The organism is Vibrio sp. ES.051 (assembly GCF_002563795.1).
In the GTDB taxonomy this organism is placed as follows: domain Bacteria; phylum Pseudomonadota; class Gammaproteobacteria; order Enterobacterales; family Vibrionaceae; genus Vibrio.
The window spans coordinates 633,331-649,554 of the sequence record NZ_PDJL01000004.1 but is presented as its reverse complement, the minus strand read 5'-3'; the positions used below and the strand labels follow the sequence as shown (position 1 = coordinate 649,554).

Below are 16,224 nucleotides of genomic sequence, written 5' to 3'. Positions count from 1 at the left end.
GAAAACTCCGGAGCGATAATGCTGCGTCGCTCCGGATAAATTAGAATACGTAGTAAAGAAGAGCAAAAACTGGGAATGCTGCGGTGAGACTATCGATTCGGTCAAGCACACCGCCGTGTCCTGGAATAATGTTACTGCTGTCCTTAATGCCAGAGACTCGCTTAAACATACTTTCAACCAGATCGCCTAACACTGAAATAACAACAGTGATAAGCGTAATCAGCACCATATGAAAAGGACTGGTAAAGTGAATGTCGAACCAATCGGCAAACACCCAAGCGACGATTAAGGCTGCAATAATACCGCCGATAAGCCCTTCAATGGTTTTATTCGGGCTGACATGGGGCGCCATCTTACGTTTACCTAAGCTTTTCCCTGCAAAGTAAGCACCACTGTCTGCAGCCCATACCAAGAAACAAACATATAAGACCAGTTTAGCGCCGTGGTATGGGTCTACCGTAATGTTATAAGCTCTGAGAATTATTACACTCCAAAGAAATGGAACTAATGTCAGAAAGCCAAAAATATGTCGTAAAATACGATTACTTTGCCAAGATTTGGTGGTTTTAGGATAAGTAATCGCCATTAAACTCGCGACAATCCACCAAACAAAACCGAGTCCCAATACAACGTAATGAGGTGTGGTTAAATGGTTAAGGCTGTGCGCGTCAGGTGAAATATATAGGAAACTAAGCCCAGTGATAATGACCGCCGGAACAAGGGCAGCAATACGAGAATTGCTTCCTGTAAACTGAGTCCACTCCCAAAAACCTAACAGTGTGATCGCAGTCAAAGCTGCAATAAAGCCCATTAGGGGTAATTTAAAAATGCCTAAAATAACCAAGGGAGCTAAAATTAGTGCTGTTATTATTCTCTGTTTCAAACTAACTCGTCCTTATTGAGCCGCCATCAATGCCTTTATTTGCTCACCAGTGCAGCCAAAACGACGCTCTCGATTAATAAACCAAGTAACCGCTTCTACTAAGCTATCTTCGTCAAATTCAGGCCAATATTCTGGTGTAAAGTACATTTCAGCATAAGCCATTTGCCACAACATAAAGTTGCTGATACGACACTCCCCACTGGTGCGAATCAAAAGATCCACCTCAGGTAGGTCTGCCATGGTCAAATACTTTGTGATTAACTGCTCATTGATATCTTCTACACGGATCTCACCGTTGCGCGCTTTTTGGGCTAGCGTTTTTGCCGCCTCGGTGATGTCCCATTTACCGCCATAATTGGCAGCAATGTTAATTACCATCCCCGTATTAGCTGCTGTAAGCTTTTCTGCATCTACAATTTTTTTTTGCAGGCGTTCACTAAATCGACTGGTGTCGCCAATCACGCGTAACCGTAAGTTATTTTTGTGTAGTTTTTTTACTTCACTAGACAAGACTGAGATAAACAGTTCCATCAAAAGACCCACTTCTTCCTCCGGACGACGCCAGTTTTCGCTACTAAAAGCAAACAACGTCATGGCTTTAATGCCAAGCTTTGAAGCAGCAGCCACGGTTTTGCGAACCGCATTAACGCCTTTTTTATGACCAAATACGCGAGGTTTTCCTTTGGACTTAGCCCAACGGCCATTACCGTCCATAATGATGGCGATATGCTTAGGGAGAGAATCAGAGAAGGCTTGAGAATTTTGCATAGGAAGTTAATTGAATTCCATCAGTTGGATAGACTAACACAAAAAAACGCTGAGCTGTGAGCACAGCGTTTTCCAACAGTGATGTGTGTGGGAGTATTAAACTTCCATCAACTCTTTTTCTTTGGCAGTAAGAACTTCATCGATTTTCTTCACTGCAACGTCTGTTAGTTTTTGAATCTCGTCTTGTGCTTTACGATCTTCATCTTCAGAGATTTCTTTATCTTTTAGAAGCCCTTTAAGATCGCCATTGGCGTCGCGACGGATATTACGTACCGCAACACGAGCACCCTCTGCTTCGCCACGAACAATCTTAACAAGATCTTTACGACGCTCTTCTGTGAGCGGCGGAAGTGGGACACGGATAATCGTACCAGCAGACATTGGATTTAGACCAAGATCAGACATCATGATCGCTTTTTCAACTTTCGGCGTTAACTCTCTGTCGAAAACCGTGATTGCAAGTGTACGTGCATCTTCAGCAATAACGTTTGCAACTTGATTGAGAGGAGTAGATGCACCGTAGTATTCTACAGAAATACCGGATAGTAGGCTTGGGTGTGCACGACCTGTACGAATTTTAGAAAGGTTGTTCTTAAGCGCTTCAACGCTTTTATCCATGCGCTCTTGCGCGTCTTTTTTGATTTCGTTAATCACAGTTTCACCTTAAAAATGTCATCTTTCCTGAAGAAAGCCTAAAAGGATTGAGCAAAGCGAAACGCCATTCAAAGCGTTTCAGTGTCGTTATAGATCAAGCTTGTTCGCTGATTAGCGTGCCTTCAACTTCACCCATAACCACGCGACGTAGTGCGCCCGGCTTGTTCATATTAAATACGCGGATTGGCATTTTATGGTCACGAGCTAGCGTAAACGCGGCCAAATCCATTACTTTCAGCTCTTTATCCAGAACTTCTGCGTAAGGTAGCTTATCATACAGCTCTGCGTCTGGGTTTGCTACCGGGTCTGCAGTAAATACGCCATCAACTTTTGTCGCTTTTAGTACAACATCCGCTTCGATTTCAATACCACGTAAACAAGCAGCAGAATCCGTTGTGAAGAATGGGTTACCTGTGCCTGCTGAGAAAATCACGACTCGGCCTTGGCGAAGTTCACGGATGGCATCAGCCCAATTATAGTCGTCACACACGCCTTTTAGCGGAATAGCCGACATCACTCGAGCATTTACGTATGCACGGTGAAGCGCGTCACGCATAGCTAGGCCATTCATTACTGTTGCAAGCATACCCATGTGGTCACCTACTACGCGGTTCATACCTGCTTCTGCAAGACCTGCACCACGGAACAAGTTACCGCCACCGATAACTACACCAACCTGAACGCCCAGTTCAACCAGTTCTTTAACTTCTTGAGCCATACGATCAAGGACCGCAGGATCAATACCAAAACCATCTTCACCTTGAAGAGCTTCACCACTTAATTTTAATAGAATACGTTGATACGCTGGCTTAGGGTTCGTAGTCATGGAGTTTACCTTCCAAAGAGAGTTGTTGATTAACAGTCATGAATAGGCACAAATTAATTTATAGCTATTCATCACGACTAATCTTCCACTTCTCATAAAAAGACCGTAGCCTTGGCTACGGTCTAATCTTTGCTCAGTCTCTAAGGGTTAACCTTTTTGAGCTGCAGCAACTTCTTCTGCGAAGCTCATTTCTTCAGCTTTCTCGATACCTTCACCTACTTCTAGGCGAACGAATGTAACAACTGAAGCGCCTTTTTCTTTCAGCATTTCACCTACTGTTTTCTTAGGTTCCATGATGAACGCTTGACCTGTCAGAGAGATCTCGCCAGTGAATTTCTTCATGCGGCCGATGACCATCTTCTCAGCGATTTCAGCAGGCTTGCCTTCGTTCATTGCGATTTCAACTTGAACCGCTTTCTCTTTTTCTACTACGTCAGCTGGTACGTCTTCTGGATTAACGAACTCTGGCTTAGAAGCAGCAACGTGCATTGCAACATGCTTAAGAGTTTCTGCGTCGCCTTCACCAGCAACAACCACACCAATTTTCTCACCATGACGGTAAGAAGCGATTGCAGTGCCTTGAACGTATTGTACGCGACGGATAGTGATGTTCTCACCGATCTTTGCAACAAGAGTGATACGCTCTTCTTCAAATTTCGCTTGTAGATCTTCTACTGAAGCTTTAGAAGCTAGAGCTTCTTCAGCCACTTTGTTTGCGAATGCAGTGAAGTTACCATCTTTAGCAACGAAGTCAGTTTGACAGTTAACTTCTAGAAGAGCAGCAACGCCGTTTTCTTCTTTGATGATGATTGCGCCTTCAGCTGCAACGTTACCAGCTTTTTTCGCTGCTTTCGCTGCGCCCGATTTGCGCATGTTTTCAATTGCTAGTTCGATGTCAGCGTTTGCTTCTACAAGCGCTTTCTTACATTCCATCATGCCAGCGCCAGTACGCTCGCGAAGTTCTTTAACTAGAGCAGCAGTTACAGTTGCCATTCTCTATTCCTCGTTTGATTCGAAATAAGGTAAAAAACAGGGGCCTAACATTGTCGGCCCCCATTGCTAACTATAACTTAGTTTATGCTACACAAAGGTTTCACATAGACCAAGTGTGACACAGAGCCGCTATTATTCAGCTTCTACAAAACCGTCTTTTTCAGATACTGCTGCAACGTCTTTGTTACGACCTTCAGCGACTGCTGAAGCAGCTGCATTTAGGTATAGGTGTACAGCACGGATCGCGTCATCGTTACCTGGGATAACGTAGTCAACGCCGTCTGGGTTAGAGTTAGTATCTACCACAGCGTATACTGGAATACCTAGGTTGTTAGCTTCTTTAATTGCAATGTGTTCGTGATCAGCGTCGATTACGAATAGCGCGTCTGGTAGACCGCCCATGTTTTTAATACCACCAAGAGATTTCTCTAGCTTCTCCATTTCACGAGTACACATTAGAGCTTCTTTCTTAGTTAACTTGTCGAAAGTACCGTCTTGAGATTGAATCTCTAGTTCTTTTAGACGCTTGATAGACTGACGAACTGTTTTGTAGTTCGTTAGCATGCCACCCAACCAGCGGCTATTCACGTAAAACTGGTTGCTTGCAATAGCAGCTTCTTTAACAGCTTCAGATGCAGCGCGCTTAGTACCTACGAATAGAACTTTACCTTTCTTCTCACCAACTTTAGCTAGCTCAGCTAGAGCGTCGTTGAACATTGGTACCGTTTTTTCTAGGTTGATGATATGAACTTTGCTACGAGCGCCAAAGATGAACGGCTTCATTTTTGGGTTCCAGTAACGAGTCTGGTGACCGAAGTGAACACCAGCTTTTAGCATATCGCGCATTGATACAGTTGCCATTTTAAATTCCTCTATGGGGTTAGGCCTCCACACTCCCCATAACTCCGACCAAGCTTCTGCTCAGCACCCCGGAATATGTGACGGAATGTGTGTGATTTAAAGATAAAAGGTTATTCGGATGAAGCCTGCTTCGCCGCTTAGCTAGCACTTAACAAAGAGAACAGTCCTCTATACCGGCGCGCTTTATACCATATTTCAGCTTACTCTGGCTAGTAAAAGTTATGTTTTCACCCTCCTGTACAAGAGTGAATGCAGAGCCCTATTCTCAATTAAGAATGATGCATATTCCTATCTGGCTTGGGTTAACGCCTCGATGTCTGATAGAATGCGACTATTCGCACGTTTACGTGCTTACGAATTAAGTAGAGAAAACCAATGTCAATCAAGATTAAAACTGCTGAAGAAATTGAACGCATGCGCATTGCAGGCAAGCTAGCCGCAGAAATTCTAGAAATGATCGAACCGCACGTAAAAGCCGGTGTAACCACAGAAGAGTTAAACAAAATCTGTCATGAATACGCTCTAGAAAAAGGCGCATACTCTGCTCCACTTGATTATCATGGTTTCCCTAAGTCGATTTGTACTTCTATCAACCATATCGTTTGTCACGGCATTCCAGCAGAACGAGACGAAATCGGTAGTAATGGTCAAATAAAACCAGCCGTACTAAAAGATGGCGACATCTTGAACATTGATATTACCGTTATTATTCCTAACGATGAGAATGCCGATCTAAGCGTGCGCCCTCAAGGCTACCACGGTGATACCTCTAAAATGTTCTTAGTTGGTGATGTCTCGCCAGCAAACAAGCGTCTATGTATGGTTGCACAAGAAGCTCTTTACGTGGGTATGCGTCAAGTCAAACCGGGTGCAACTGTTGGTGACATCGGTACGGCTATAGAAAAATACATCAAAGAAAACAACAAGAACAATCCTCGCAATAAGTTCTCTATTGTTAAAGACTTCTGTGGTCACGGCATCGGTGATGAGTTCCACGAAGAGCCTCAGGTGGTTCACTATAAGAACAAAGACCGCCGCGTACTGAAAGAAGGCATGTGCTTTACTATCGAACCAATGATTAACGCAGGTAAGTTCGGTTGTTCTGTTGATGCGCAAGACGACTGGACGGTATACACCGGTGACGGCAAAAACTCAGCGCAGTGGGAACACACTATCGTCGTAACTAAAGAAGGTTGCGAAGTGTTCACTCTTCGTAGCGATGATACGATTCCTCGCCTAATGAAAAATGCGTAAAGCTGACTGTCACACCTCGTTTACAATATCCCTGCTTCGGCGGGGATATTTTTTATCTTCCGTAAATTTGTTAGATTGGTTCTAGATTATGATTAGCTTGCACGGATGGCAAATATGACACTTCAGTCCCCTCTTACCTTTTCCGATGAACACATCAATATTGATAAACTCAAACAAGAGTTAGAGAAGTTTAGCTCCGATCAAAACCAAGCATTTCTCAACCAGCATCCCGTGACAAACCTAGTTTTGGCTCGGGCGGAATATATGGACCTGCTCCTTAATCGCCTATGGCAGCACTTTGGCTTTAAGGATATCTACAACATTTCATTGGTGGCGGTTGGTGGTTATGGACGCGGCGAGCTTCACCCGTTATCCGATATCGATATTTTGATTCTGTCGAACAATAAATTACCCACCTCGCTTGAAGCAAAAATCAGCGAGTTCATTACCTTATTATGGGATCTAAAACTTGAGGTAGGACACGCCGTTCGTACCGTTAGTGAGTGCGCAAAAATAGGTCAAGAAGACCTCACTGTCGCGACTAACCTTCAAGAAGCCCGCCTGCTGTGTGGCAGCGAGGATACATTCCAAGCACTAAAAAAAGTGGTGTTATCGGATTCTTTCTGGCCGAGCGAAACCTTTTACCGCGCTAAAATTCAAGAGCAACGCGAACGCCATGCACGCTACCACGATACAACTTATAACCTTGAACCGGATATCAAATCCACTCCCGGAGGTCTGCGCGATATCCATACCTTAAGTTGGGTTGCTCGTCGCCACTTTGGCGCGACTTCTTTACTTGAAATGAGCCGATATGGTTTTTTGACTGACGCAGAATACCGAGAACTGGTTGAGTGTCAGGACTTCCTTTGGCGCGTGCGCTTTGCTCTGCATATGGAACTGCGTCGATACGATAATCGTTTAACCTTCGCTCACCAAGCACAAGTTGCAGAAAACCTCGGCTACATTGGAGAAGGTAACCGCGGCGTAGAAATGATGATGAAAGAGTTTTATCGTACGCTTCGTCGTGTGGCAGAGCTCAATAAAATGCTGCTCAAACTGTTTGATCAAGCCATCATCAATGGTGGCGTTACTAAGAATGCAGAAATTCTCGATGCCGATTTTCAACGTCGAGGTTCGTTGATTGAAGCCCGTAAACCGGCTTTATTTCAAGCTCGCCCAGAAACCATTCTGGATATGTTTTTACATATCGCGAATGACTTCACCATCGAAGGGGTTAGCCCACCCACTCTACGTCAATTAAGAACGGCACGCCGCCGCCTGAATAAATTTCTTCACACCATGCCTGCCGCCAGAGAAAAGTTCTTAACTTTATGTCGTCACCCTAATGCTCTGCACAAAGCATTTAGCTTGATGCATCGGCTTGGTGTGATGGCGGCTTACTTACCACAATGGAGCCAAATAGTAGGCCAAATGCAGTTTGACTTGTTTCACGCCTATACCGTCGATGAACATAGTATTCGCTTACTCAAACACATTAATACCTTCAGTGATCCTGAGAACCATGATAGGCATCCAATTTGTTGTGATGTTTACCCGCGTATACAAAAAAAAGAACTACTGATTATAGCGGCGATTTTTCATGACATCGGTAAAGGGCGTGGGGGGGATCACTCTGTGATTGGTGAAGAGGAAGCGTACAATTTCTGTATTGAACATGGTTTATCCAAACCAGAAGCCAAACTCGTGGGCTGGTTGGTAAGGCACCATTTGTTGATGTCCGTCACAGCCCAGCGTCGTGACATTTATGATCCCGATGTGATTGCCGAGTTTGCCAAAAAAGTAAGAGATGAAGAGTCCCTCGATTACCTTGTTTGCCTAACCGTGGCTGATATTTGTGCGACAAACCCAGAACTCTGGAACACTTGGAAACGAACCCTGCTCGCTGAATTGTATTACTCCACTCAGCGCGCCTTACGTCGAGGGTTAGAAAACCCTGTCGATGTCCGAGAACGCATTCGCCACAATCAACAGATGGCCTCAGCAATGTTGCGCAAAGAAGGGTTTTCTGCGCGTGAGATAGAAGTACTTTGGCAACGTTTTAAAGCCGACTATTTCCTCCGTCATACTCATACGCAGATAGCTTGGCATTGTGAGCACTTACTGCGTATGGATGATCCTAGCAAACCATTGGTCTTGATCAGCAAAAAAGCGACTCGCGGAGGCACCGAAGTTTTCGTGTACAGCAAAGATCAACCCGCATTATTTGCTACCGTCGTAGCAGAACTTGACCGACGCAACTTTAATGTTCATGACGCACAAATTATGACCAGCAAGGATGGGCACGTGATTGATACCTTTATGGTGCTCGATCAACATGGAGAAGCCATTGACGAGTCTCGCCATGCGGCAGTGATTAAGCACTTAACTCATGTTCTGGCTGCGGGTCGTCCAACAAAAATCAAAACTCGCCGAACACCAAACAAGCTGCAACACTTTAACGTCAAAACGAAAGTGGATTTCTTACCAACCAAAGGTAAAAAACACACATTAATGGAGTTTGTCGCGTTGGATACACCGGGCTTGCTCGCGAAAGTTGGCCGCACTTTTGCTGATTTAAACATTAATCTTCATGGTGCGAAAATTACGACTATCGGTGAGCGTGCCGAAGACTTGTTTATTCTCACCAGCGATGTTGGCGGTAGGCTAAGTGAAGAGCAGCAAGATGAACTAAGAGAGAAACTGATCGAAAAATTATCTGATGAGGTCGCAGCTTAGCTCAAACCTGCCAACCTTTTCGGTTTAGAGCGAGAGCGACCCTGTCCACAAGTTGAGCAATTTGACTAAATATCAGCTATCTAGCGTATACATAGGCTGCTACATTTATATAAAATCAACTCGATGTCATAGAGGTAGCCTATGTATCCCCACCTCACAGGTTTGGGCATTCATGATCCCAAGCAAATTGAACGTTACTCCTTACGCCAAGAAGCACATAAAGACGTGCTCAAAATCTACTTCCATAAACAAAAAGGTGAGTTTTTTGCCAAGAGTGTAAAGTTCAAATACCCACGCCAAGTAAAAAATGTCCTAGTCGATAGCGGTAGCCATCAATACAAAGAAGTTACGGAGATCAATCGTAACCTCACACTAGTGATCGATGAACTTAATAAAATAACCAAACCAACTAAAATGGCCGAAGTGGATGTCAAAGAGAAAATCCTATCTGATCTGCGTCATTTGGAGAAAGTGGTATCAAGCAAAATTGCTGAGATCGAGTCCGACCTTGAAAAGCTCAAGTAATGCGTCATATTAACCATACTAAAACCAAGAGAGTTGGCTCCAAATGCCAACTCTTTCTTTTTATGTTCAGTGTCCAAACGACTTCACGATGTCTTGGTTCCATTCAAATCGCGAGAATAACTGTTGCCAAGTTTGATCAATACTGGCTTTCATCACGACTTCTTCTTGAGTAAATGGATGAACAAAACGCAACTCTGATGCGTGCAACAGCAAACGATGCGAATCAAATTTCATTCGGTACAGTTTGTTATGCTTACCGTCACCATGAGTCGTATCCCCTACGATTGGGTGACGTAAATGAGCCATATGGCGACGAAGTTGATGCTTACGCCCCGTCAAAGGTTTCATCTCGACTAAACAGTAACGTGTCGTTGGAAATTTCCCCGTTGAATATGGCACCTCTGCTTTCGCTAACGGCTTATACTCAGTTATTGCCTCTTGCGCCTCTTTCTCTTGCGAAGCAAACTTATCGGCGATCTTGTCCAGCTCAACTTTGAGTGCATAATCCAAAACCCCCTCTTCTTCAATCCAGCCACGCACAATAGCGTGATAAGTCTTCTCCATCTTGTGCTCAGCAAACATCGGCATCACCTGCGATGCGACTTCACTCGACAGCGCAAATACGAGCACACCAGATGTTGGACGATCTAAACGGTGCAACGGAAAAACATGCTGACCAATTTGATCACGCAAAGTCTGCATCACAAATTGCGTTTCGTGTTTATCTAACCAACTACGATGCACCAACATACCGGCAGGCTTATTAACGGCAACAAAATATTTATCTTGATAAACGATCTCTAACTCCACAGGAGCCACTGTTTGGAAAGTTTCTTGTTCTGACATTGCGATTACTTACATAGTTCGTCGATAGTTCGGATGATGTGCAAAAGCTCTGTGTATTTTGCCTCTTGCTTCCATACTTCAGAAAAATATGGCTCGATAGAAAAACCTTTTGGCAACGCTTTATTGCTTTCTACTAATGCGCGCATGCGTGCGATAAAAATCCATTGCAACCATTCATGGGGATGAAGTGAACCTATCGCAAACGGCTCCACACTTTGTAAAGCTTGTGGTGAAGGCATACTGTGCTGCCAGAGATCATGCTTTTTGAGTCGCTCTTCAAGTTGGTGAAGTAAGTCGACCAATTGGTTTTTTGTTGCCATTAATTCTATCTCGAACCTTGAATTAGCCAAGAATGATACCATTTCTTGTGAAAAGAACGTTAGGACGCCGTATTTAATGGATAACATTCAAACCCTCACCCAACTGTTGAATAACAGCCACTGTGACTATCAAATCTTCGACCTTGGTCGTCGTATTAAAACCATCGATCAAAAAGAATTTACCGATATAGAAAAAGGCCAATGCCCTTACCCATTTCCAATGCAGCGCAAAGCGCATCTTGCGATTGCTTATTGGAATGAAAAAAAGCAGCCTTGGATTTGGTTTCTAAAGTTTGAGTTAGACGAGCGTGGTTTATTAAAACAAGTCGATATCGGCAATTTCATAAAATACGTGGTGGAAGCCATGGGAACACGCCTCAATGATGATATCACTGAAGAACAACAGCAAAAGTTGTCTAACAACCCCTACACTTTCAAACCGTCAGAAGACAAAATGGCCGTATTTCATAGCCAAATCCGCGCGAACCTTGATTTGCCTACCAGCCCCTATTACGAGCACACGCAACACTACTTTTCAGGCGGCTTAGGTTGGGAGAATTGGCAAACGGTCGGCCTGCAGGGTATCACCGACATGGCGGCCCGTTTGGACAAAGAACAAAACGGGGTAACAATACGTAAAGCATTGAGACACTTACCAAACGAACCACTTTATGCGCTACTAGGTGCGCTTGAGCACGTAGAGTTACAAGAGCGTTTGGCAGAACGTATCGCCGAAAAAGCCCAGCAAGAAATAGCAAGTAACGAGCCCGATCTTTTCCTCCTCTCCGCGCTCATCCGTGCATTGGCTGGCGCACCGATAGCAATCGCATCTCCGGTACTAGAGGCCATTCTACACAGCCAACGTCTGAGCCATCAAGAAGTACTGATTGGTGTCGCAGGCCGAACATGGCATTTGCTTGCCAATGAGAAAATAGCCGAGCAGTTTTTGCTGCGTTTGGCACAAACAGGCAACCAAGCCCTGTTTAATCAGCTGTTTGCGGATTTAGTCATGCTCCCAGAGCTCAGAATGGTCTTATTGCCTTTACTGCACTCAAGTCCATCGGAAGAGCTCGCTAATGCACTCGTCAGCTTACAACAAGCAACCAAAGGGTAAGAGAGATGATTGGTGATCTGTTAGCCATTTTAGCGCTGTGCTTTTTCTGTTTTCTGTTTTGGCAGCAGCGCCGCCAAGCAGAACTTGCTAGAGCCGCAATCACACGTAAATGTGAGCAATTGGATCTCCAGTTAATCAGCATCGCTTTTGGTGCCCACAAACTAAAAACGCCAGATGGATTCTGGCGTTGGCATACGGTATATCAATTTGAATTTTCATCTCTTGGTGATGATTGCTACCAAGGCGAGTTGACGATGGTCGGTTTTAGGCCGCAGAACTTTCACCTACCACCACATCGCTTGTAAATTCCATTTCAAAGTAAGGGCCATATAAGTCCTTACTTTCTTTTGTTTTAACAAATCCTAACTTTGTCAGTACTGCCATTGATGCTTGATGATTACTATTCACGTTAGCTTTCACCTTATGCAAATCCAACTCACGGCACGCTTTCGGGAAAAACGCTTTTAGTGCTTCTGTCGCTAACCCTTTACCCCAATAAGACTTATCAAAAACAAACCCCAATTCAGGCTCAAAATCGAGATGGGAAATAAACACATGCCCCATGTAGTCACGACTCGTGCTCTCTAACACCGCCATACTATAAATGTTTTCATCATCCAGGAGTTTCTCAAACAACTGTTTAGCAGACGCAACGGTATGAAGTCTGTTCATGTCAGTACGATTTTTCGCACAGCAATTCAGCATGACGAATTCTAGTTGCAACGACTCATTGTAGGGTAGAAGAAGCATTCTTCTGGTTACTATGGCCACATCTGTTCCTTGATTACAGCAAACTTAATTTATCCGCATATCAAAACCTTAACGAAGCTGAGCCAGCTAAGTCACTGCGGGGTATAACACCTTATAGAGAAGCCGAAAGTTAAACCAACTGGTTGGAAAGTATATTGATCTGGATTGTTTTTTATCAACTGTTGTCAGGATTTTATAAATTTTGTGATATTGACAATTTTTAAATAAGAAAGACCCCGACACAAAGGTATCGGGGTCATGGTCTTACTCGCAGCAGTCCGGCTACTAAAAATTGCTCCATGCATCATCCATAATAGTGGCTGATTCCATCAGCTTAATCCTTACGTCGCCGTCCTAGCGGTGTCCTTGGCATCTTCCTGATGCTGTCCTTACCTCATTCCTGTGAGGGGTCCATTGTCTATCCTTCGTCATCAACGTCCTATTGATGATTGTGTCCTTACAATGTCCTAGGCTCCTTGCTTGATTGATCATCCTGATAAATCAAATCGTCTTCCTGACGATAACCAAATCCTTGGTGCTTTCCTGTTCCATGTCGGCTCCCTGCTGACAACTTCTAATTTACGCTTTTTCCCTAAATTGACAATCTATCCGAAGGTAATATTTGTTAACCACACTCGCTAGAAAACCTTTCAATCTCTTGTTTATCAGAAGCTTATATTTTAATTCTTCTTCTTTTATGATGTCGAAATCGTTTTATCTTACAAACCATGTAAGAAATCTCTCACAAAGCGTTATCCAAATTGCTATTCGCCAAATTTAGGTACGCAAAGTATGATGATAAATATATCGTTGTTAAGGAGTAAAAATGTTAACTCAAGACGTGACTAAAGAATTAGAAGCAGTAATGGAACAACTGCAGCAGCAAGGAAAAGAACCGACGGTTGCACAGGTTAAAGCCCGAATGAAAACGCCGGTCCCAATACCAGCATTAATCACCGCCATAAAAAGCTGGAAGAGCGCTCAGCGTGTGCCTAAGGTCGAAGTCGCCGCTCAGACCAAGGCAAACAATGGTCGCATTGACGCACTGGAAAGTACGGTGACAGCATTAGTCGCACGTATCGAAGAGTTAGAAGAAAAACTGAGTGAGAAATCGTCATGAAATTATGGGTAGATGCAGATTCGTGTCCTAAAGTCATTCGCGAGACCATCGTTCGCGCTGCAGAACGCACAGGAATCGAGTGCACGTTTGTTGCAAACCATGTCGTTCCCGTGCCAAAAAGATCTAACATCCACTCCCTGCAAGTCCCAGCAGGATTTGACATTGCAGACAACGAAATCGTTCAACGTGTGGAAGCCAATGACTTGGTTATTACCTCTGACATTCCGCTTGCTGACGAAGTGATTTCTAAAGGCGCGCAAGCGCTAAGCTCGCGTGGTGAGCTTTATACTAAAGACACCATCAAAGCTCGCTTGAATATCCGTGATTTTATGGAAACCATGCGCTCAAGTGGTATTCAAACCGGCGGACCTGCGGCCCTATCTCAAACTGACCGCCGTGAGTTTGCTAATCATTTGGACCGCATTTTAGCTAAATTTAAGCAGTAAACTTCCACATCATTTCAGTTGACCCCGTGAATCCGATCTGACGAATAATCACTACTTCACTTCTTGCGGTGTCTCCGAAAGCGACTCTACGCTTGATGATAAAAAAAGCCTGCGAACTTTGCAGGCTTTTGATGTGGCTGTATGAGGTAATCGTTGTTAAGGCGTGTAGAATGTTGCTGCGCCAGGGCCTACTGGTAAACCAAATACAAATACCCAGAGGTAGAACAACACACTCCAACCAATAATGAAGCAAATTGAGTAAGGCAGCATGGTCGCGATCAACGTACCGATACCTAAGTTCTTCATGTAACGAGTCGCTACCGCTAAGATCAAACCAAAGTAGCTCATCATTGGGGTAATAATATTGGTGGTTGAGTCACCGATTCGGTAAGCAGCCTGAATTGTTTCCGGCGCGTAACCAACCAGCATTAACATTGGCACGAAAATAGGCGCCGTTACTGCCCACTGTGCCGATGCCGAGCCGATCATTAGGTTGATAAAGCCACACATTAGAATGAAGGCAAAGAACAACATGGGACCAGTTAGGCCAATGCTTTGTAGGAAGTCTGCGCCTGCAACCGCGAATACCTGACCAAAGTTGGTCCACTTGAAGAAAGCAACGAACTGAGCCGCAAAGAAAACCAACACAATGTACATGCCCATAGAAGACATGGATTTCGCCATGGCATCAATCACATCGCGATCCGTCTTCATTGTGCCCACAACTTTACCGTACACAAAGCCTGGGATCGCGAAAAAGACAAAGATGAACGCGACGATACTTTTTAGAAATGGCGAACCTGCTACCGTCCCAGCCTCAGAGCGTAACACCCCGTCCGCTGGAACAATCGTCCACGCTAACAACGCAGAAACGACAACAACAGCGATACCGGCCACTTTTAGGCCTCTCTTCTCTTGGCCAGTTAGGTCACCCATTTTGTCATTAGACAAATCTTCGGCCGCTTCTTCTTCATTGTACTTGCCCAGTTTTGGCTCAACGATTTTCTCAGTCACCAATGCACCAGTGATTGCAATGAAGAACGTTGACACAAACATGAAGTACCAGTTTACCTCTGGGCCAACCGTGTAAGTAGGGTCAATCATTTGCGCTGCTGTTTCAGTAATGCCTGAAAGGAGCGGATCAACCGTGCCGATAAGTAGGTTCGCAGAGTAACCACCGGATACACCAGCAAACGCCGCAGCAAGACCTGCAAGTGGGTGACGACCTAGAGAATGGAACAACATCGCAGCCAGTGGAATAAGTACCACATAGCCAAGCTCTGATGCTGTATTTGAAATGATACCGGCGAAAACGACCGTTACGGTCACCATCCGCTGAGAAGCCCCCATAACTAAGCCGCGCATTGCCGCAGATAAAAGACCCGAATGTTCAGCAATAGCTACCCCTAACATCGCAACCAGTACCGTGCCTAGCGGAGCGAAGCCGACAAAGTTTTTCACTAGATTGGTAACGATCAATTCGAGTCCATCAGCATTAAATAAGCTGACAACATGAATCATACCATCTGCGGCACGACCTTTTGCACCCTCAGGACGAGGGTCGACAACCGAAACGTCGAAGTATCCTGCAATGCCCGACATCACCAAAATGGCTAAACAGAAAATGGCAAATAGAGTGATCGGGTGGGGCAATAAGTTCCCCAAATATTCGACAGTATCCAAAAAGCGCGTAAACAACGGCTTCTTAGGCGAGTTTTGTTTAATTGAATCAGATGAACTCATCTGTTCCCTCCTTGTTTTTATTCCTGTGCAAATGTGACAAAAATGTCAAAAGCGAACGAAGGGTACTCGAGCAAGGGGGTGAAATAAAAGCCTTAAATGTTACAAACCGTAACCAAAGAAGCAATTAAACCTACTTTTTAGACAAGCATGCAGACACTTAATCCGTAAAATGCAAACCAAGCGACATTATCAATCACTAGAAGATGCAGGCACACTCTTTTTTCGACGGTTTTAAATCTTCAAATAACGTATAACCACTCTTTTCGTTTACCAAATGGCAATCAGAGTGGTAATTTTTCGCTAGTAAACGGACCAAAACAGGAGGTGACATTCACAATACGCCCTTCAATCTGAGCCACTAACTATGACGTTGTAAAATTCA

Annotated in this window: 17 protein-coding genes; 7 read left to right on the top strand and 10 right to left on the bottom strand. The window is 44.4% G+C overall.

Going from position 1 to position 16,224, the window contains the following annotated elements:
* Positions 1-40 precede the first annotated feature (40 nt).
* The 6 genes from ATG66_RS09370 to rpsB form a co-directional block, all read right to left on the bottom strand.
* On the bottom strand, positions 41-883 hold the full coding sequence (locus tag ATG66_RS09370) for a phosphatidate cytidylyltransferase (protein ID WP_098415039.1): 843 nt from the start codon (positions 881-883) through the stop codon (positions 41-43).
* Between the two features lie 12 nt (positions 884-895).
* Entirely contained in the window at positions 896-1,651 is a 756-nt protein-coding gene (locus ATG66_RS09365) for an isoprenyl transferase (protein ID WP_098415038.1), read from the bottom strand.
* A 96-nt stretch (positions 1,652-1,747) separates the two neighbouring features.
* The gene (gene frr / locus ATG66_RS09360) at positions 1,748-2,305 is read right to left on the bottom strand and encodes a ribosome recycling factor (protein ID WP_098415037.1); all 558 of its coding nucleotides are present in this window, start codon (positions 2,303-2,305) and stop codon (positions 1,748-1,750) included.
* 94 nt (positions 2,306-2,399) lie between these two features.
* A complete protein-coding gene (gene pyrH, locus ATG66_RS09355) occupies positions 2,400-3,131 on the bottom strand; it encodes a UMP kinase (protein WP_098415036.1) in 732 nt (243 codons plus the stop codon).
* 147 nt (positions 3,132-3,278) lie between these two features.
* Complete coding sequence (gene tsf / locus ATG66_RS09350) at positions 3,279-4,124, bottom strand: translation elongation factor Ts (protein WP_098415035.1); 846 nt, start codon at positions 4,122-4,124, stop codon at positions 3,279-3,281.
* 132 nt (positions 4,125-4,256) lie between these two features.
* Positions 4,257-4,985 carry a 30S ribosomal protein S2 gene (rpsB, locus tag ATG66_RS09345; RefSeq protein WP_098415034.1) on the bottom strand — a complete coding sequence of 243 codons (729 nt, stop codon included), beginning with the start codon at positions 4,983-4,985 and terminating at the stop codon, positions 4,257-4,259.
* Between the two features lie 375 nt (positions 4,986-5,360).
* Here rpsB and map point away from each other — a divergent pair, with 375 nt between their 5' ends.
* The 3 genes from map (at position 5,361) to ATG66_RS09330 (ending at position 9,503) form a co-directional block, all read left to right on the top strand.
* Complete coding sequence (map, locus tag ATG66_RS09340) at positions 5,361-6,239, top strand: type I methionyl aminopeptidase (protein ID WP_098415033.1); 879 nt, start codon at positions 5,361-5,363, stop codon at positions 6,237-6,239.
* A 114-nt stretch (positions 6,240-6,353) separates the two neighbouring features.
* The gene (glnD, locus tag ATG66_RS09335; RefSeq protein ID WP_098415032.1) at positions 6,354-8,978 is read left to right on the top strand and encodes a bifunctional uridylyltransferase/uridylyl-removing protein GlnD; all 2,625 of its coding nucleotides are present in this window, start codon (positions 6,354-6,356) and stop codon (positions 8,976-8,978) included.
* A 141-nt stretch (positions 8,979-9,119) separates the two neighbouring features.
* Entirely contained in the window at positions 9,120-9,503 is a 384-nt protein-coding gene (locus ATG66_RS09330) for a DUF3461 family protein (RefSeq protein ID WP_098415031.1), read from the top strand.
* A gap of 66 nt (positions 9,504-9,569) precedes the next feature.
* Here ATG66_RS09330 and truC read toward each other — a convergent pair whose 3' ends face one another.
* Together truC and ATG66_RS09320 are read right to left on the bottom strand one after the other, a co-directional pair.
* Entirely contained in the window at positions 9,570-10,349 is a 780-nt protein-coding gene (truC, locus tag ATG66_RS09325; RefSeq protein ID WP_179885630.1) for a tRNA pseudouridine(65) synthase TruC, read from the bottom strand.
* 5 nt (positions 10,350-10,354) lie between these two features.
* Complete coding sequence (locus ATG66_RS09320; RefSeq protein WP_143699681.1) at positions 10,355-10,669, bottom strand: YqcC family protein; 315 nt, start codon at positions 10,667-10,669, stop codon at positions 10,355-10,357.
* 76 nt (positions 10,670-10,745) lie between these two features.
* Here ATG66_RS09320 and ATG66_RS09315 point away from each other — a divergent pair, with 76 nt between their 5' ends.
* Both ATG66_RS09315 and ATG66_RS09310 read left to right on the top strand, forming a co-directional pair.
* On the top strand, positions 10,746-11,783 hold the full coding sequence (locus tag ATG66_RS09315; RefSeq protein WP_098415029.1) for a DUF3549 family protein: 1,038 nt from the start codon (positions 10,746-10,748) through the stop codon (positions 11,781-11,783).
* Between the two features lie 5 nt (positions 11,784-11,788).
* Positions 11,789-12,088 (top strand): DUF3301 domain-containing protein, encoded by a 300-nt coding sequence (locus ATG66_RS09310; RefSeq protein WP_098415028.1) that lies wholly within the window; start codon positions 11,789-11,791, stop codon positions 12,086-12,088.
* On the opposite strand, the gene ATG66_RS09305 is transcribed toward ATG66_RS09310, so the two are convergent.
* Positions 12,048-12,533 (bottom strand): GNAT family N-acetyltransferase, encoded by a 486-nt coding sequence (locus ATG66_RS09305; RefSeq protein ID WP_179885678.1) that lies wholly within the window; start codon positions 12,531-12,533, stop codon positions 12,048-12,050. The genes ATG66_RS09310 and ATG66_RS09305 overlap by 41 nt on opposite strands.
* 826 nt (positions 12,534-13,359) lie before the next feature.
* Between ATG66_RS09305 and ATG66_RS09295 the strand changes: the two genes are divergently transcribed.
* Together ATG66_RS09295 and ATG66_RS09290 are read left to right on the top strand one after the other, a co-directional pair.
* The gene (locus ATG66_RS09295; protein WP_098415026.1) at positions 13,360-13,653 is read left to right on the top strand and encodes a hypothetical protein; all 294 of its coding nucleotides are present in this window, start codon (positions 13,360-13,362) and stop codon (positions 13,651-13,653) included.
* The gene (locus ATG66_RS09290; RefSeq protein ID WP_098415025.1) at positions 13,650-14,099 is read left to right on the top strand and encodes a YaiI/YqxD family protein; all 450 of its coding nucleotides are present in this window, start codon (positions 13,650-13,652) and stop codon (positions 14,097-14,099) included. Before ATG66_RS09295 ends, ATG66_RS09290 begins: the two co-directional genes overlap by 4 nt.
* A gap of 156 nt (positions 14,100-14,255) precedes the next feature.
* Here the strand turns inward: ATG66_RS09290 and ATG66_RS09285 are convergent, their stop codons facing one another.
* Positions 14,256-15,842: an AbgT family transporter gene (locus tag ATG66_RS09285; RefSeq protein ID WP_098415024.1), complete on the bottom strand. Its 1,587-nt coding sequence runs from the start codon at positions 15,840-15,842 to the stop codon at positions 14,256-14,258.
* Positions 15,843-16,224: the final 382 nt, after the last annotated feature.